Source organism: Halanaerobium salsuginis, assembly GCF_900114545.1.
Classification (GTDB): domain Bacteria; phylum Bacillota; class Halanaerobiia; order Halanaerobiales; family Halanaerobiaceae; genus Halanaerobium; species Halanaerobium salsuginis.
This window is the reverse complement of the sequence record NZ_FOTI01000057.1, coordinates 1-16,306: the sequence shown is the minus strand read 5'-3', so window position 1 is coordinate 16,306 and position 16,306 is coordinate 1. Positions and strand designations below refer to the sequence as shown.

The following is a 16,306-nucleotide window of genomic DNA, read 5'->3' as shown; positions in this document are numbered from 1 at the left end:
CCGGCATTAACTGCAGCTATGGTAGATAGATTGACCCACAAATCATATGTAATTAATATGAATGGTAATTCTTACCGAATGAAAGAAACTGAAGAGTGGCTGGGTCAATAAAATTAATATTATTTTTTGCTTACCCGGGTCAATTTTCAATTAATAAAAGGGTCAAATTTCACTTGACAAAAACACACATTAACAACTAAACCCCAATTAATACCCATCATCTTACCTCTTTTCTATTTGATTTTTTTATAATACTCACCTACTCCATCAGATATTGCAGCTGCTATATCATTTCTATATTTATCAGTAATTAGTAACTCACTTTCTTCTAGGTTTGTTATAAAGCCACACTCGACAAGTACAGCCGGCATTGAAGTGTATTTCAATACAAAAAGATCAGGTCTTGCCTTAAACCCTCGGTCGGTTATATTTAATTTATCAATCATACTATGTTGAATTACACCGGCCAGAATCTTTCCTTTATCACTACCAGGATAATATAACGTTTCTATTCCATTAGCTTTATTTGAACTGGCAGCATTGCAATGGATAGAAATAAAAATGTCTGTATTTACATCGTTAGCTATTTTAACTCTATCTCCTAATGAAAGATATCTATTATCAGTTCTTGTCATCTTCACTTTAAATCCAAGATCTTTAAGTAAAATGAATAACCTGGCAGTAATATTTAGATTTAGATCTTTTTCGTAAATACCATCTGCTGTTGCTCCCGGGTCCCGGCCACCATGGCCAGGGTCTATAACAATGATTTTGTTTTTCACTGCTTCTCCACCACTCAATCATTTGTTCTTACTATCATTTTATAGTACAGTTTTCAACTATTTCAATGAGGTTGATTTACAATATAACTGTTAATAAGCCGTTAGTAAATTGTTAATAAATAGAAATTCATTATTTTGCTCTGTTTATGCTCTCTTGACAAAAAAATAACCGGCCTAAGCCAGTCTAGAAATCACTATGTTCTTTCATACTATGAAAAGTTGAATCTCCTATAATAATATGATCAAGAAGCTCTATACCCAATATATCACCAGCTTTTTCCACCTTTTTAGTAATACTAATATCATCTCTACTTGGATCTGGTATTCCTGAGGGATGATTGTGGGCGATCAAAATTGCTGCAGCAGAAAGTATTGCTGTCTTAAATATCTCCCTGGGATGACTCAAGGATGATGTCAAGGTACCAATGCTCACTGTATTGATAGAATTAAGTTGGTTTTTAATATCTAGACATATAACTATAAACATCTTACGGTCAGCATCTCCTATGTACTTTCTTACAACCCTGGCTGCATCTGCTGGTGATGTAAGCCTGTCTACACCATAATCTAATTCTGCCTCTTTAACTAACTTAATACTAACTTTCTTCATCAAAAATCAGCTCCTTTAAATTTTCACCAAAAGGAAGACTGACAGCGTTAGCCCTATCAAATGTCTTAGGGGGAGTTAACAGCAGGAGGAACGGCCGGTCTGGAGGGAATGCTGTTTAGTTAATCTTAAAGAAAAAGTGCTGTTTTTAACATTTGATGGGGCGTAGAGTGGACAATTCCTACAGAAAACAGGCTTCGCCTGTTCGCAAATAAAGGAATTGGCTACTCAGCTGACAGTATAATAGAAAGAGCGGAAAAAGGAGCTAACATGATTGTATAATATATCATTGTTCTTTATATGGCATTATTTTTGTTTCTTATTTCTTAGGCATAAGAAAAAGTAAGGGAGCCCCCTCGGGGCAGATGGGCTGGTTGGGCGGGGATTACTTAGGCAGCTAATCCTGTACATACAGGAGATTATCTTAAAATAAGGATGTGTAAGACAATGCTTTTCTGTCTGGAACCTGAAGACTGAGACAGCTTTATACATAAAATTATGCTGGAAATAATAGTTTGGCTAAATACTTTTATACTACTAGCCCGGAATGGCTGCCGTGCTCTTGATGTGCGCAGTGAGTGATGGTTGAAAGAGATCATGCAGCTTAAACAGATTATATATTTAATAATTGCTTAAAGTGATAAAGTAAAGGTGAAACCAGCTGCCTTCATACATAGTGTTCATAAATTATCTGGTTTGACCTGGTGGATTACCCTGTTAATATCGGAATAAGGACGGACATGGGAGCGAACTGGCTTACTGGAGGATTCTGGCGGTCATTTTAGGCATAATTTTAGGGCAGCCAGTTAGTCCGTGAAGGAAGGCTACCTTAATGTATGGATTTTATTTTTTACATATTTCAGGATAAATTTTTAATTACTCTATTCGTTCATAAGGATAAACATTCTTAATATTTCTATATAGATAAGAACCTATTGAAGACGCATAAAGTAATCTCTCATACTCATATTGGGGTACTCCCTTATAAATATATAATCCATCATCTAGAAAACGAACATATACAACCTGATTTGGTTCATCATAACCTAATTCTGCGACATCAGAAGAACTAACAGGAGTCATTTCAACATTATTCATTATATCTCCTCCAATTTTTGATTTCTCCAAAAAGATAATAGTTTATTATAATTTTCAATACTAACAGTTTTATTAGCCATCCACTTTTCTGAAACTATAGGATCTGAACTTTTAGGCGCATTTGTTAGTTTATAGAATTGAATTCGTGAAGGGATTTTTACACCTTCACCTGAAATAATGCCTTCCCCAGTACGTAAACTTGGTAATAAATTCACCATTGATTGTAACTCATCCTGAATAGCTGAACTAATAAATCCCCTATCTTTTGTATTATTCATTCTTAAAGCAATGACTGTTCCACATTGACTTAAAACTGTCTCGTCCAATTCAGAAGGTCTCTGTGTAACTAAAGCTAATCCAACTCCATATTTTCTTCCTTCTTTAGCTATAGTTTGTACAGCTCGTGAAGATATGGAATTATCACCAGAACGTAAATAATTATGGGCTTCTTCTAATACAATAAACAATGGTTGCTCTTTACCCCCAATCGTTAGATTCTGTCCCCAAAACAAGGCATCATAAATAATTTTTAATAATGTACCGGAAATAGAAATCATAACTTCACTTGGAATACCGGATAAATCTAAAATTGTAACAGGTTTATCACTTCCTAACCATTCAAATAGTAAATTTCCTAAATCCAACTCAACTTTACCATGCAAATTGGGAGTATAACAACCCGGTTCAAATAAAAAATTAAAAGTTGAATCTTTTAATTTTATTCTCATGCTATCAAGGAAGCCCAATATTCCTTTCGCTCTATTATTTAAAAATGGAGATCCTCCACCTGCACTTGCAGGTTTATACTCATTTGATATAAGACTTTCTGCATCACCAACAACTTGTAATTCTGTTTTAGTTTCAGGTTTCGCTCTTTCTTTATACGTCTGCCTTTCAAAATCATCTAGTTCAAACCATAATTGTTTCAAATTAAATGGAATTGGAGTATCCGCAGTAACAAGTTCTTTTTCAATATCAATATCCTGTTCTTCAATAGATTTTAATTTTGCTTCAACAATATTTTTTCTTATGTAATCACGATTTTGATCAGATAAATGACCGGGGAAAATACTCATAAGTTCGTTAAAAGGTAGAGCCCAAAACGGTATATGTAAATCTTTCTCATTTTCTTCACTATTAGCTTTAATTTTAAAAACATTACTTTTTCCTTTTAGTACATTATTATATTCGCCGTGTGGATCAATAACCAGAATCCTTGAACTTTTAAATCCTTTATTAGCTATAGCATGCAAGATAACTCCAACAGTATTAGATTTTCCGCTACCGGTGGATCCAAGAATTGCACAATGACGCGATATTAATTTATTTAGATCAACTTTTGCATTTAGACTTTCTGATATACTTATATTCCCAACTGTTATGGAATTTTTTTCATTATACCCACCATAAATAATATCTAAATCATTAATTGTAACTAAATGAACCTTGTCTCCTGTAGTTGGAGATTGAGAAACTCCGCGTTCAAATTTCCTCCCAGTCTGTTCGCCCACTAAAACCATATTAATCCATTGCCTATTATCAATATCTGTAAAACTATCTTCTATAGAATCTATAATACTATCAGGAATAGCAGCTGCACCTATTTGCGTAACAATACCATAAAGATTTGCATAGCCAAGAGGTACTTTTAGAAAAGAACCAATTTGCCCAATACGATATACAATCCCATCAATAATAGGCATATTTGATTTCATTGAATTGGATAATTGAACAGTAAGTATATTCCCACTCACACTAACAATTTCACCTATCTCAGTCTGAATATTTTCCATTTATTTTCACCTCCTATCATCATGCAAAATCATTGATTGAAGAAATGCTACAAATTTTGTGAAATCAGGTAATATTAGTTCTCCTTCTCCAGACAAAGAATCATTTTCTTTCTTCTCGTCATTTATAGGGTTTTCTTTTGATGCATATTCTGTATCAAAATATAGATTGATATTTTCAGCATCAACTTTATCAGGTTTTCTCTTCAATTTCCATTTGCCGTACTGACATCCAATAACAGCATTTCGACAGCCATATATAGAAATTTTTCTATTAGTTTTTATCAACTTAACTATATCTGAGTCTTCAGTTAGTGTATATATTTTTTCACCATCTTTCCAGTTAATATCATAGTATAAAGCATAAACATGAGCTGCTGTGTTTGACTGGAGTGCAGTAAATATTCTTTCATTTATATGTTCGTCGTTAAAAGAATAGCCGCAGGTTATTAGGACTGTATCTGGTTGTTTAAGAATATTTGTCAATCTGTCCATCAAAGCTGCATATGGCTGTTTTTTAGAATTAATGTATTTCAAAATAGAAGGATATATCATAATATCATCACCATCAGAATACGTGCGTAAAACCTTTTTGTTTTTTTCATTATAATGCCATCCTAAAGAACCATGTATTTTCCAAAGTTTTGTTTGTTTAGGTAAATAACATAAGTCTTCGACAGATTCTGAATGAAAAAAAGGATTATAACTACCTGTAAATCCATCATAATAAGGAATGTTCTTTTCTTCCATTCCTAATTCAAAAAAATAATCATAATTTGTCGTGAATAACTCAATTGCCTGTTTTCTATCTGCTCGTTTTATCCATTCAGCAAAATCAACATGTATTAAATTATCTATTCCATCATTTTCAAATATTTCTTTATGTTTACTTACTATTTTTCTTATTTGTTCTTTTGTTTCTTCGATTAAAGAACACAATTCACCCTTATTCAAACCATTTAAATTGCCAGTACATATTATTTGATTTTTTTGTACGATATTTGTCAAAAATGTTTCAATATTAAAATTATCTTGCCCTATTTCACTTTTAATTTCTTCTATTGCCGATTTATATTTATCTTTCTTAAAAAGTTCTTTTTCAACTATTTCTGTCATCTTTGCTACAGCAGGGATATTTATAGATATTTTGTTCTTTTTTGCAACAGAAGTTCCAGCACCAAATAAAAAAACTATTTTCTTCTTATCTGAAACTAAGATCTGTTGTAGTCCTTTTATATATTCTGAAGGATCATAAATCAACTTACTCATTATTTCAACTCCTTAAATATAAATTTTATAAAGATTGTAATATTTATATATTTATTTACTGTTTTAATTTTATAATTATTAACAAAGAAAATAAAAATTAAATGATATATTAAAGGTTCCAAATAGTTGAATAAATTCAAAGGAATTAGCTGATGGTTAATCGACAGTTTTAAAAAAACTAACAAGAGGAAAGCTGCCCTTATAATCATATGGAATTAATAAAACAGCTGATAATTATACATATATTTTGATAAAATGTAAAATCTTTATAGAAATATTTACGTCAATAAAACTACAATTAAAAACTAAATGTATTAAAGCCATATTCAGTCAATAAAGCTCCACATCCTTGAGTTTCCATAACATTTAGTATTTGTTTATTATTTATATTATTTATATTATTTAGATAAAAAGGATTACTTGAGTAATATAATATAATAGGAACAAATATAGCTGCAACTACTATCCAGATTAAATTTAATTTGAAATGCTTGTCAATATTAATTCTTCTCTTTGTAATATAATAAATGGCCGATAAACTAGTAGATGTTATAAAAAGAGTACTGACTAAGAGAATATTTATCTGTGTCTGATATTTAAGATATAATCCTACTAATATAAGACCTATAAACAGACCCATAAATAACATTATAAAAATATCTTGATCTGATTTTTCTTTAGCATTTTTATTTTTACTTCTATTTTGATTATAACCAATATTATTATTGGAATTAATTAAAATTATATTTTGTTTATTGTACTGCAATATATAATCTTTTCTAGATTGAGACTCATGTTTAGAGAATAGCTCTTCCGTAAATAAAAACTTGCTAATCAAAGTACCTACTATAGTACCAACTATTGTAGTAATAATAGGAAAGATAATATTATCGATTATACTCCTCCTGCTATAATTTAAATTACTCTAAATTAAAAATTAAATTTAATAAATACAAATTTTAATTCTTATTATTCTATAAATAATTTTATCTTTTTTGTTTTAGATTCAATACTAAACCTTTGTTATCAGGTGATTGTTTTTCTTTTAAGGTACCTGGTTCTAGATCTAACAATGCCTCAATTTCTTCTGGTTTAATTGAATAATTCTCTTTAGAAAGCTCCATAACTATTTGGCTACCAGTTAATACATTATTTTCTATTAATATCTCAATAGCTTTTTTGAATAATTGTGGGCGTTGAACTTTCCAAATATCATCATATGGCTCATTTCTTCTCCATTTCCGATAGGATATTTGTTTCATAAGATTTTGATATTGTTTTGAACTAATTCGACCTAATTGCTTAGCTCTCATCACCATAGCCGCAATCGAAACTTTCCATTTTTTCTTTAATTTTAAATACGAATCAAGATTGGTTGGATTAATTAAATCTGCATAAAAAGCATTTCTGGGCAATAAAAACGCAGCAGCAAATTGATTTGCTTCTTTTTCTATTTTTTTGAACTCTTCTTTTGATAGATCCTTTATATTAACTAATTTGTTATGCAGTATAATATGCCCTAATTCATGCGCAGCATCAAAAGCTCTTCTAACCATTGATTGTTTATCATTGCCTAATACAACACAATAATATTGCATATCCGCTATTGTTTGGATTTGGGTAAAAGCATCAATTTTATGTGAATCAGTTGCTAAAGATGATACGATAACACCTTTTTTTTCTAGTAAACTCACCATATTTGATATAGGATTCTCATTTAATTTCCAATAACTTCTTAGCATGCCCGCAACATCTTCAATATCTTTTGTTTCTATATTCTTTAAGTCTGGTAAGTCTAGTTTAGGAAAATCAAGATAATTGCTAAGAAAATCATAAATTCTTACAATGATCTCTGGCTTAACTTCCTGTGTAGCTAAATCTAAATTTTTTGTGCTTAGTAATGCCCTAAAAAAAGTATTTTCTATTTTGGAATTAACTAAATCTTCCTCTTTAAAAAAATCCATTGGAAAATTAAGAGTAGAAATTAACTTGAATAGTACTTCTGGCTTTGGTGATATTACTCCTTTTTCGTATTGTGAGACTGCCTGTTTTGTTACACCTATTTTATCTGCTAATTCACTAATAGTCATATTTCTGTATATTCTTGATTTTTTTAATCTTTCCCCGTTAAAATTCATCTTTGTTTCCCCCTGATTCTATGTTTGAGAACGGTTTGATTTTTTCATAACTTTTGGAGTAATTTCTTCTTCAGTGATATCATCATTTCTTGAAACATTTGGTTTAATGGTAATTTCTAAATCATCAGAATCATTTTCATCTTCTAATTCTAAATAAGAAAGATCATTATAATCAATTTCAATTAATTCACTCCAGTCTTCCCTATAGGCTACTTCTAAATATTCGGAAGTTAAAATAGCTTCAACACCTAATAATTTAAACCCATCCATATCGAAAGCAATTGTCATATATTTTCCGGGTTCTAACCCTATTGTTTGTATTATATCTTCTTTTATATTATTAATAATATGTAAATTACTTTCAGAAGAACTATCGAAAAGAGCTAACTGTTTCTTATCAATTAGCAACTTATCATTAAGAGTTATTAAAGCATCTAAATAATGTACCTGTGAAAAATCTTTTCTATCTAATAATTCTTGGAATCTCCGAGAACTCATTAATGAATATAACACATCATTATTTTTATCATAAAACAACGGTAATTTATATGAACCACGTTTTATTATAAAGATTTCAAAACTGACATTAGATTTTAAAGAATTAATAACACTATTTGCTATATCATCCATTTTAACAAAGTGTTTAGCATTATTAATTATTTCATAACCACTATATCTACTCTGTGTTTCATATAGACCATTGTTAATTGAAGAAACAAATTTTTCCTTTATGTCCTGGTTAATACTATTTCTCATTGGCCTACCCCCATAATTTTTGTATTATATAAATTATACGATTGTTTCGCTATTTTGTCAAGTTTACTTTAATATATTTTTATTCGTAAAGTATTTTTGCTTATTTTTTTATATTATAAATTAATTATAATATTATATTTTACTTGTCAATCTTCTTGAATCGAAATACTTAATCACCTTTCTTTCATGTAAATCTATTCTATTGTTTTAGATTTGTAACTATGTTACTATGCAGACATAGTAAACAAACAATAGTTTGTAGGTGATTTGATGGAAGAGTTACTTAAATTAGCAAGTTCATATGGTTTTCCCATGGTGGTTGCTATCTATCTTCTTGTGAGAATAGAACCACTGATCAGAAGTCTGACTAGATCTGTTGATACTTTAACGATGATGATCGCTCTACAGAGTGGTATCAAAGTTAAAGATTATGATGACTTAAGAACTGTGGTTAAAGAAAAAGCTAAAGATTAACTCTTGCTATGGCTACTTATTCTGATATTACCAATCAATACTGGACCAGAAAAAAGATTAATTTTGGCTTTGGTATTCAGATCTTTGGTCTATCCAGTTTCTGTTCCTCGATTAGTCATGGTACTCGTTTGGGATTCGGGAACTATAGTTTTGGTCAAATGAGATTTGGTTCTGCTGGCCCGGATCGGGGACCGACCAGTAGTTTCGCCAAAATTGATAATTACCAGGGTTATGAAGGAAGATTGAATAAGCGGTGTATTGCAGCCAGTGGCGAACTGGCCAGTGAAGAGATTTACTGGCAGAAACATATGGATAAGCGTTCAGGCTGTATTCCTAAACCAACCAAGGTGGCCAGCCATTATCTTACTTTACGCCGGGCCAAGATTAATGGAATTACTGCCTATATCTATAACCGCTGGAAAAAGCTTAGTGATCAGTAAAAAGAGCGCTATAAAAGTCTGGCCAGAGGAAAGAACATGTCCGGTATTAATATTTTTTTGCAGGAGTATTTCGCTAACTGGGGTTTTGGTATGGCTGGTTTGGGAGAGATAGAATTTGGTTCCTACCATCAGGCACCTGTCTTCTTCGGTTTCTCCACTGTGGCCTTTGGCATGGGAGCTTTTGGTAGTCCTTATCCAGCACCAAGGAGGCTAGGCTTTGGAGTTCAACCTTTTGGTGAGATTAGATTTGGCAGTAACCTGCGGATAGATAGAAAACTCCGAGAATTTAGATGAAATCATTAGATTAATGGGACTAGAATAGCTATGAGCATAATCTATATTATTTACTTGCTATTTAATTATGATTTACTTGCTTGTTTACCGTTATATTTTTTAGGAAAGCAATAATTGTAATAAGTAATTAAAATATTATCTGGAGGTTATTTTAATGACCTATATTGTAATCTGCAGTAAATGTGGGCAGAAAAGTCTCTGTGAGATTGAAGACCCTAAAAATTCTGATGAAAGAAAGTGTTCGATTTGTGGTAGCAGTGGTGTAAATGTAAAAATCGAGATCTTTGTTGAAGAGGCTATGCCAGCAGTAGATTTAATTGCCAAAGGAATGAAATTAAAGTAGTTTTAAATAAAGAAAATGATATCTATTGTGATCTTGTTGTATTTGGTTTCTAGATTTCTAAGTACCTGTATTTAGACATGTTTTATAAATGTATAAATAACAAATAATTTTTTGAGGGGAGGTGATTACTATGGCTAAGGTTACTGGTCCTTTGTTCTCTCTTGATGCTTCCGGTAAGTTTGCTGATTCCCTGGTCTTTGCTAAATGGAAGGGGATCAATACTGTTCGTCAATATGCTCATCCTACTAATGCTAACACAGCTAAACAGCAGGCAGTAAGAAAAGCTTTTACTGCTGCCAGTGCTCTCTATCAAAGTCTTTTAGGAACTGATAAGGACGCCTGGAAAGTAAGGGCGAGTGGACAGCCGATGAGTGGTTATAATGTCTTTATGGGTATAGCTGTCCAGATCCTAACCCAGATGAGGGCGTTTACTCTACTTAATAATGTGGCAATTGACAACATTACCAGTAGTTCAGCTCAGATTAAACTGACTGCCAATGAGGATGGTCAGGCGACTATCTATTATGGAACTACAGCTGGCTCCTATACTAATTCTATCGATGTCGATCTAGTTCAGGATAGTGAAATCAGTGCGGCTTTGAATGATTTAGAGTCTGCTACTAACTATTACTTCCGGATTGTACAGAATGCAATAGTACTAGCTGCACCTGAAAATCTGGCTGTTACTGTGAAAAGAACTGCCAGAACAACTCTTTATGGTTATAAAGTTACTGCTCTAAGTTCAGCCGGTGATACATTACCATGTGCAGAGGTTACTGTCAATGATGGTAATGAGCTTCTAGATGAGACTAATTACAACAGTCTTAGTTGGGATCCAGTGGAGAATGCTATCCAATATGCTGTTTATCGTTCCAGCTCTGACAGTGATCCGGCCACAACTGGTAAGATTGCCTTAATTACTGAGACCGGTCTTAATGATACTGGATTGGCTGCAGAAGGTGATGAACCTGGCGCAAATACTGCCCTTGATCATCAGGGTGAGTCCGGCGACTATAGTTTTGTTACCCTGTAATTTATTTTGGTGTTGGTCAACAAAAAGGCCGTTTATACGGTCTTTTTGTATGATAATTTGCTTTATAAGTTTGGAGGTCTAACAATGCCTAAAGAAGATACTACAAGATTAAAACTTAAGAATCCCTCTACTGGTGAGTTTGACTGGGATAAGAGCTGGTGGGAGAATACTACTATCCTGGATAAACATCCCGGGATTAAAGTCGTAACCTCTTCTACCCTGCCTGAGGAACCCTGGGTGGGCCAGTTTGTCTTTAATGTTGATACAAATAGTTTGCTGGTCTGGGATGGTTACAACTGGATCGATCAGTCTTCCGGAATCTTTGATTATGTACAGGCTGGTGAAGATATACCGGCCGGCAGGGTTGTTTATCTGGAAACCGATTGTAAAATCTATGCTGCTAATTATAATCTTACTGATGATTATAAGTTTAGGATATTGGGAATAACACTTAGTGAGATTAAGGCTGGTGACTCTGGACTGGTCAAACGTAGTGGCTTAATTAAGAATTCTGACTGGGAGTTGAATGCTGGCCAGGTATATTATCTGGAGATAGATGGTGATATAATAGAAAACACTCCAACAGAAGGAATAATTCTATCCCTTGGAGTAGCTTTTACTTATGATTCGCTGTCGATCAGGATCTGGCCGGGTTAATAAATTACAATAATAGTTAGCATAACGCCTGCTTTTATAGGGCGTTGTTGTTTTCCTTTTTATATTTTTTATTTAACCATCTAGTAAAATGTCCACTCTTATTTTCTCCAGCTACAAATCCTTCTGGAGTAACGGCTGTTTGTAAATTATCAGTTAGTAATTTTAAGGTATTATCATTCTTATCCAAAAATACTAATCCTGTCTCATTTATACAGTTAATAAATTTCATAAAGTTTGATTCTCGATCTTTAATAAATTTTATAAAATCTTTATCGATTTTTATTTGTCCCTTAATACATAATTCTTGTATTACTATAAACTGAGTCTCGTTTAAATATACTGGTTCCCATTGATTTGCATCCGTACCTTCTTCTAATTTTTCATCCTCTAAATTGATAAAATAATATTCCCAACCCTTCATTCCTTCTCTATTAATTGGTAACCCTCCCAAAAATGGATTAAGTTTTTCAACCTCCATATCTTCACCAAAAATAGAAGAATCAATCTTAAACTTATACGATAACCTTGTCCATATAACTTCTAATAACAGTAATAATGGATTATTTGAATAACTAGCTAAGATATTGTAATAATCACTATTTTTTATAGTACAATAGGGAATTCCATTTAATTTAACCAAGGAATTATTTCTTGCAATAACTAAATTTAGGAACTATATTTCCCTTCTTTATTAGTGATCTTCCCTGAAACGACTTTTAAATCTATGTCTTTAAAAATATCTTTAGTTAAGAACTCTTTATCCAATCCACTATTAATAATATCTTTTGTTAAACCTTCATACATTTCACCTATCATAGGACCATGCTTAACATCATGGTATTTCTGTATTTTCTCTAATTCTTTCTCTTTTAATTGAGTTAATAGTTCTGAAATTGTTTTTATCATAATATTCCTCCATTTAGCAATAATAAATATCATATCTGAGTTAACAGAGTTAACGTACCTTGGCCAGACTTTCTGAATGAATATGGATAGAACTATAGTGAAGCTTAAATCCCATGTTATATGCTGTAACAGCCGTTAGTTACGATTAGCTTTTCTTTTATTATTTCTTAATTTTGATGCTTAAACTTTAGAAAAGACTTCTATATGGTTTCCTTCAGGATCTTCGAACTCAAATACTAAATTATCCTGGATTTTAGTTAAAGGAAAAACGATCTTTAAATTACGGTCTTCTATCTTTTCTTTTGTTTTCTCAGCATCATCAACTTCAAAACTTAATAAACAATTATCTCCATACTTTACTTCTTCACTCTCGTTATTATGATCAAATAAGAAAAGGCGGAATCCATCTACATCAAAGAGATATAAACTCTCACCTTTCTTAGCTGCTGATCTTTCTAAAAACCACTCATAAAAATTTATTGCTCTATCAATATTTTCTACAGCTATGTAAGCAGATTCTAATTTAGGTTTCATAGGTTGTTATCCTTTCTGCTGAAGATACTCTTTACTTGCAATACAGGCTGTTATTGCATATAACGTTCCTGGAATTTGCGCTCGTGCCTGGTTCCACAGGAACTGGCGTAAAGCTTGCTTTTTCGTATCTATGATTGGTTAGTCTGCAAGCTTTATGACAGAAGGCATGGCGCCAATCCCATGTTAATTGAAGTTACCATACAACACTTATTAAAATAATTAATTATTATCTTTTTTCATGTATCCATATTCATCAATTATTTGTTGTTTTTCATTTTTAGTCTTAGCATTATTTGTTAATCTTTCTAGAAGTCCAGGCTTAAGAAACATTACATCTTGATCATAGTAATAGCTAGTAATAAAGTCATTACTCATGTCAATTGTTTTTTGTATTTCATTAAGAGAATCTATATTAAAATGAATTACAGTATCATCCCCAGAATTATCATCGTACTTAACAAAATATTCTTTAAAATCACCTGGTATTGATTCAATATAATCTACGACTTTTTTGAATTCTGCAATTATATATGCCTGAAATGTTGTATCATTATGACCTTTTTTATACATCGTTTTGTTTATTTTTTCAAATAATATAGTAAGTTTGTGAACATGTGGAACATTTACATTACTAATTGACAAATAAGCTTTACCAAAGACTTCAATATAAAATAAAACATTGTGAAATAATGCTGGTGTTAATTTGCTTAAATATCCAAATTGATATCCATCTACATCCTTCATGAATTCTTTTACTGCTTTCAGCTTCAGTTAATGATAAATTACTCTCATTAATTTTTACCTCTAAATCATTTTCATAATCTTTTTTATAAATTAAATTTAATATTTCTACCTCTATTCTACTTAAATTATCAGTCATTCTTTATCTATCTCCTTATACTTAAAATATTATAATTATTATTTTACATTCCAAAAATCATCAAATATATTATAATCAACTTCATAATATTAATATTAAGATATTCCTTCATATTGTTTTCTTTTGATAAAGTTTCATTAATTTTAATAGCTATATCTTCAATATACCTATTATGATAGTTTTTAGAATAATACACTTTGTTTAATTTTGCTTTTAACTTTATTTCAACAAGATTAGCCTTTTTATCTTTTAAACTAATATTATCCATTTCTGTTTTTTAAATATATATCCTCTTACTTGGTAATTATAAGACCAATCTTCTTTGATATTTTAATAACAAATAATATTTTTGTTCCTCAATTTTAACTTCTCTTAATTCTAATAATTGAAAATTATCTATACCAAGACTATATTCCACTGAATCTTGAAGTATATCATAATCATTTGACATATACTTAGGTATTCTATTTTTTCTACTAATCCAATTACTACTTGGACTTTTCATCCATCCTGTAACATTTTCTATCTTACTTATCTGATCACTTATTACAGGTAATTGAGGCTTTTCTCTTTCAAATGCATTACTAATTCCAGATAACAAAAACACTATCAATATAACAAAATATATTTTTTTAATTGTTATTTCCCCTTGAATTTAATATTATTTTTTTAAACAATAATCCTGCCTTGCTTGCCATTTCGTCTAACGTCCCGCAGGTTAGCGACGTCCCGATCAACGCTCCCAACTTATAATCAAAACTACCATCTCACATAAGTCATCCTCACTTTCATCGATGCTCACAACTGAGATGTCGTTAACCTGCTGTTATGCGAAGCACTTGACTTTTTCAACCATATATTTTGGCAATTATTTCGGGAATTTCTTTATGCTCTTCAACCCATATTACATTTAAACCTAACTCTTTAAAAAATTCTTCTTGTAATTTTCTATTAACAAGATCAAATTTTTCAATATTATCTACATCTAAATCACCCTTTTTTTTAGCTTTTTCTGAAATAGATTTCATTTTTAATATAACATAATGCTTACATAAATCACTATCCTCTTGTTTTCTCATAGCTATATCTAATAATCTTCTTAAATTAGGATCAGTAACAGATAATCCAATCATTAAACAAGTATTTTCTCTTAAATAATTTAATTGTATCAAATTAGACCAATTATATGAATCTAACATCAAGTTATGATATTCTTCTTCTGAAAAAACTAATAAACTTTCGGATATATTCTCATAATCTTCTCGATTTCTTGGCAAAAAACCATGAACATGATATATACCTAGTTCATTTTTAGTAGGAATATCCGATTCCCTATATATAGACCTATATTTTATTCCTAACTTTTCAAAATTATATTCCAATAAATCATCAAAATTATATGTTACAACACTACGTACTCCAGTCCCATTCCTAACTGGTAAACACAAACGTGAAATTTCTTCTAATAATGAAGAGCTATTAATACAATTTTTATATAAAATCTCATTTGTTAAATCAAGAAAGACATCTTCTAACCCACTTCTAATATATCTAGCTTGTAATAATGGTGATTCTCCATTCATAGTCTTTAAATTCTGAACGATAAACTTTTCCTGATTTTCTGTTAAATTAATTTCATAATCAGAAAGCTTATTACTCATTAAAGACACTAATAAATCAGAAACTAGATTATCCCAAGTTGGAATTTTAGCATCTTTTGAAATACCTGCTCCTAAGAACACTACTAAATCATCTTCATTAAACCTTTGACGTAGATCTTCTATATGTTTTTTTCTTTTTACTTTCCAATCATTAGAGTCTTTTTTTATACTTTCAGAAAAAGTAGAATTAAAAATTAATTTTGAAATATTAGTTTTAGTTTCTATAACTAATTCAGGGTATTTTTGATATAATTTTTCAAGATTAGTTATATCCCAAATAAAAACATTAACATTTTGGTTGTATAATTAATGTTGTGAAGAAAAAACTGTAAATCTAAAAATATCTAAATAAAAAAGGCATTTGCCTGGCTCCGTTGAATTAAATAGTTACAACACCAAAAATTCAATAAAGGAGTCAAGCAAATGCATAATAATCTTATCACAGATTTAATGGATTTACCAGACCTAGTTGCAACAGATTTAATTAAAACGGAGGAATATTTAGTTTTTGTAGCTGACTATAAAATAGATCATGTTAAATGTCCTGTCTGCGGCAAAAAAGCAGAAAAGATTCATGATAGAAAAACTCAAATGATTCAGGATACTTCTCTTCGAGATAAAAAAACAGTTATTAGACTTGAAAA

At 30.9% G+C, this 16,306-nt stretch carries 24 protein-coding genes; 8 read left to right on the top strand and 16 right to left on the bottom strand.

Features of this window, described 5'->3' with window-relative positions; genetic code table 11:
• Window positions 1-111, top strand: a 111-nt coding sequence (locus tag BMZ74_RS14395; RefSeq protein ID WP_245750889.1) for an ATP-binding protein, incomplete at its 5' end; no start/stop codon positions are given.
• A gap of 122 nt (window positions 112-233) precedes the next feature.
• Here the strand turns inward: BMZ74_RS14395 and BMZ74_RS13140 are convergent.
• The 8 genes from BMZ74_RS13140 to BMZ74_RS13105 form a co-directional block, all read right to left on the bottom strand.
• Window positions 234-782 carry an N-acetylmuramoyl-L-alanine amidase family protein gene (locus tag BMZ74_RS13140; protein WP_177181451.1) on the bottom strand — a complete coding sequence of 183 codons (549 nt, stop codon included), beginning with the start codon at window positions 780-782 and terminating at the stop codon, window positions 234-236.
• Window positions 783-966: 184 nt separating this feature from the next.
• On the bottom strand, window positions 967-1,392 hold the full coding sequence (locus tag BMZ74_RS13135) for a JAB domain-containing protein (protein WP_089862670.1): 426 nt from the start codon (window positions 1,390-1,392) through the stop codon (window positions 967-969).
• Window positions 1,393-2,265: 873 nt separating this feature from the next.
• A complete protein-coding gene (locus BMZ74_RS13130; protein WP_218142084.1) occupies window positions 2,266-2,517 on the bottom strand; it encodes a KTSC domain-containing protein in 252 nt (83 codons plus the stop codon).
• Complete coding sequence (locus tag BMZ74_RS13125) at window positions 2,487-4,280, bottom strand: ATP-binding protein (RefSeq protein ID WP_089862668.1); 1,794 nt, start codon at window positions 4,278-4,280, stop codon at window positions 2,487-2,489. The genes BMZ74_RS13130 and BMZ74_RS13125 overlap by 31 nt, the downstream gene beginning before the upstream one ends.
• Before the next feature lie 6 nt (window positions 4,281-4,286).
• Complete coding sequence (locus tag BMZ74_RS13120) at window positions 4,287-5,546, bottom strand: SIR2 family protein (RefSeq protein WP_089862667.1); 1,260 nt, start codon at window positions 5,544-5,546, stop codon at window positions 4,287-4,289.
• A 298-nt stretch (window positions 5,547-5,844) separates the two neighbouring features.
• Entirely contained in the window at window positions 5,845-6,384 is a 540-nt protein-coding gene (locus tag BMZ74_RS13115) for a hypothetical protein (RefSeq protein WP_089862666.1), read from the bottom strand.
• Window positions 6,385-6,532: 148 nt separating this feature from the next.
• Window positions 6,533-7,684: a helix-turn-helix domain-containing protein gene (locus BMZ74_RS13110; RefSeq protein WP_089862665.1), complete on the bottom strand. Its 1,152-nt coding sequence runs from the start codon at window positions 7,682-7,684 to the stop codon at window positions 6,533-6,535.
• Between the two features lie 18 nt (window positions 7,685-7,702).
• Complete coding sequence (locus BMZ74_RS13105; protein WP_089862664.1) at window positions 7,703-8,440, bottom strand: DUF5986 family protein; 738 nt, start codon at window positions 8,438-8,440, stop codon at window positions 7,703-7,705.
• A gap of 270 nt (window positions 8,441-8,710) precedes the next feature.
• Between BMZ74_RS13105 and BMZ74_RS13100 the strand changes: the two genes are divergently transcribed.
• The 6 genes from BMZ74_RS13100 (at window position 8,711) to BMZ74_RS13075 (ending at window position 11,681) form a co-directional block, all read left to right on the top strand.
• Window positions 8,711-8,914: a YvrJ family protein gene (locus tag BMZ74_RS13100; protein ID WP_089862663.1), complete on the top strand. Its 204-nt coding sequence runs from the start codon at window positions 8,711-8,713 to the stop codon at window positions 8,912-8,914.
• An 8-nt stretch (window positions 8,915-8,922) separates the two neighbouring features.
• A complete protein-coding gene (locus BMZ74_RS13095) occupies window positions 8,923-9,354 on the top strand; it encodes a hypothetical protein (RefSeq protein WP_089862662.1) in 432 nt (143 codons plus the stop codon).
• 36 nt (window positions 9,355-9,390) lie between these two features.
• Window positions 9,391-9,648 carry a hypothetical protein gene (locus BMZ74_RS13090; protein ID WP_089862661.1) on the top strand — a complete coding sequence of 86 codons (258 nt, stop codon included), beginning with the start codon at window positions 9,391-9,393 and terminating at the stop codon, window positions 9,646-9,648.
• Between the two features lie 154 nt (window positions 9,649-9,802).
• A complete protein-coding gene (locus BMZ74_RS13085) occupies window positions 9,803-9,991 on the top strand; it encodes a hypothetical protein (protein WP_089862660.1) in 189 nt (62 codons plus the stop codon).
• A gap of 130 nt (window positions 9,992-10,121) precedes the next feature.
• Window positions 10,122-11,024, top strand: a complete 903-nt coding sequence (locus BMZ74_RS13080; RefSeq protein ID WP_089862659.1) for a fibronectin type III domain-containing protein — start codon at window positions 10,122-10,124, stop codon at window positions 11,022-11,024.
• A gap of 84 nt (window positions 11,025-11,108) precedes the next feature.
• Window positions 11,109-11,681: a capsid cement protein gene (locus tag BMZ74_RS13075; protein WP_089862658.1), complete on the top strand. Its 573-nt coding sequence runs from the start codon at window positions 11,109-11,111 to the stop codon at window positions 11,679-11,681.
• A gap of 34 nt (window positions 11,682-11,715) precedes the next feature.
• On the opposite strand, the gene BMZ74_RS13070 is transcribed toward BMZ74_RS13075, so the two are convergent.
• The 8 genes from BMZ74_RS13070 to BMZ74_RS13035 all read right to left on the bottom strand — a co-directional run bounded on the left by BMZ74_RS13070 (window position 11,716) and on the right by BMZ74_RS13035 (window position 15,743).
• Window positions 11,716-12,321, bottom strand: a complete 606-nt coding sequence (locus BMZ74_RS13070) for a hypothetical protein (RefSeq protein WP_089862657.1) — start codon at window positions 12,319-12,321, stop codon at window positions 11,716-11,718.
• A 26-nt stretch (window positions 12,322-12,347) separates the two neighbouring features.
• Complete coding sequence (locus BMZ74_RS13065; RefSeq protein WP_089862656.1) at window positions 12,348-12,587, bottom strand: hypothetical protein; 240 nt, start codon at window positions 12,585-12,587, stop codon at window positions 12,348-12,350.
• Between the two features lie 180 nt (window positions 12,588-12,767).
• Window positions 12,768-13,121: a VOC family protein gene (locus tag BMZ74_RS13060; protein WP_089862655.1), complete on the bottom strand. Its 354-nt coding sequence runs from the start codon at window positions 13,119-13,121 to the stop codon at window positions 12,768-12,770.
• A gap of 219 nt (window positions 13,122-13,340) precedes the next feature.
• A complete protein-coding gene (locus BMZ74_RS13055; RefSeq protein ID WP_143070180.1) occupies window positions 13,341-13,691 on the bottom strand; it encodes a hypothetical protein in 351 nt (116 codons plus the stop codon).
• A 91-nt stretch (window positions 13,692-13,782) separates the two neighbouring features.
• Window positions 13,783-14,001: a hypothetical protein gene (locus BMZ74_RS13050; RefSeq protein ID WP_089862653.1), complete on the bottom strand. Its 219-nt coding sequence runs from the start codon at window positions 13,999-14,001 to the stop codon at window positions 13,783-13,785.
• A gap of 43 nt (window positions 14,002-14,044) precedes the next feature.
• A complete protein-coding gene (locus tag BMZ74_RS14560; protein WP_089862652.1) occupies window positions 14,045-14,269 on the bottom strand; it encodes a hypothetical protein in 225 nt (74 codons plus the stop codon).
• A 36-nt stretch (window positions 14,270-14,305) separates the two neighbouring features.
• The gene (locus BMZ74_RS13040; RefSeq protein WP_089862651.1) at window positions 14,306-14,614 is read right to left on the bottom strand and encodes a hypothetical protein; all 309 of its coding nucleotides are present in this window, start codon (window positions 14,612-14,614) and stop codon (window positions 14,306-14,308) included.
• A 235-nt stretch (window positions 14,615-14,849) separates the two neighbouring features.
• On the bottom strand, window positions 14,850-15,743 hold the full coding sequence (locus tag BMZ74_RS13035; protein WP_089862650.1) for an SIR2 family protein: 894 nt from the start codon (window positions 15,741-15,743) through the stop codon (window positions 14,850-14,852).
• Between the two features lie 342 nt (window positions 15,744-16,085).
• Here BMZ74_RS13035 and BMZ74_RS13030 point away from each other — a divergent pair.
• On the top strand, window positions 16,086-16,306 hold a 221-nt coding region (locus BMZ74_RS13030), incomplete at its 3' end, for a transposase family protein (protein ID WP_177181450.1).

What these genes read in the sequence shown, in the direction of transcription:
- BMZ74_RS13135 (WP_089862670.1), bottom strand. Translation starts at nt 1,392, where the DNA reads ATGAAGAAAGTTAGTATTAAGTTAGTTAAAGAGGCAGAATTAGATTAT.
- BMZ74_RS13125 (WP_089862668.1), bottom strand. Translation starts at nt 4,280, where the DNA reads ATGGAAAATATTCAGACTGAGATAGGTGAAATTGTTAGTGTGAGTGGG.
- BMZ74_RS13120 (WP_089862667.1), bottom strand. Translation starts at nt 5,546, where the DNA reads ATGAGTAAGTTGATTTATGATCCTTCAGAATATATAAAAGGACTACAA.
- BMZ74_RS13110 (WP_089862665.1), bottom strand. Translation starts at nt 7,684, where the DNA reads ATGAATTTTAACGGGGAAAGATTAAAAAAATCAAGAATATACAGAAAT.
- BMZ74_RS13105 (WP_089862664.1), bottom strand. Translation starts at nt 8,440, where the DNA reads ATGAGAAATAGTATTAACCAGGACATAAAGGAAAAATTTGTTTCTTCA.
- BMZ74_RS13100 (WP_089862663.1), top strand. Translation starts at nt 8,711, where the DNA reads ATGGAAGAGTTACTTAAATTAGCAAGTTCATATGGTTTTCCCATGGTG.
- BMZ74_RS13095 (WP_089862662.1), top strand. Translation starts at nt 8,923, where the DNA reads ATGGCTACTTATTCTGATATTACCAATCAATACTGGACCAGAAAAAAG.
- BMZ74_RS13090 (WP_089862661.1), top strand. Translation starts at nt 9,391, where the DNA reads ATGTCCGGTATTAATATTTTTTTGCAGGAGTATTTCGCTAACTGGGGT.
- BMZ74_RS13085 (WP_089862660.1), top strand. Translation starts at nt 9,803, where the DNA reads ATGACCTATATTGTAATCTGCAGTAAATGTGGGCAGAAAAGTCTCTGT.
- BMZ74_RS13080 (WP_089862659.1), top strand. Translation starts at nt 10,122, where the DNA reads ATGGCTAAGGTTACTGGTCCTTTGTTCTCTCTTGATGCTTCCGGTAAG.
- BMZ74_RS13075 (WP_089862658.1), top strand. Translation starts at nt 11,109, where the DNA reads ATGCCTAAAGAAGATACTACAAGATTAAAACTTAAGAATCCCTCTACT.
- BMZ74_RS13065 (WP_089862656.1), bottom strand. Translation starts at nt 12,587, where the DNA reads ATGATAAAAACAATTTCAGAACTATTAACTCAATTAAAAGAGAAAGAA.
- BMZ74_RS13060 (WP_089862655.1), bottom strand. Translation starts at nt 13,121, where the DNA reads ATGAAACCTAAATTAGAATCTGCTTACATAGCTGTAGAAAATATTGAT.
- BMZ74_RS13055 (WP_143070180.1), bottom strand. Translation starts at nt 13,691, where the DNA reads ATGTATAAAAAAGGTCATAATGATACAACATTTCAGGCATATATAATT.
- BMZ74_RS13050 (WP_089862653.1), bottom strand. Translation starts at nt 14,001, where the DNA reads ATGACTGATAATTTAAGTAGAATAGAGGTAGAAATATTAAATTTAATT.
- BMZ74_RS14560 (WP_089862652.1), bottom strand. Translation starts at nt 14,269, where the DNA reads ATGGATAATATTAGTTTAAAAGATAAAAAGGCTAATCTTGTTGAAATA.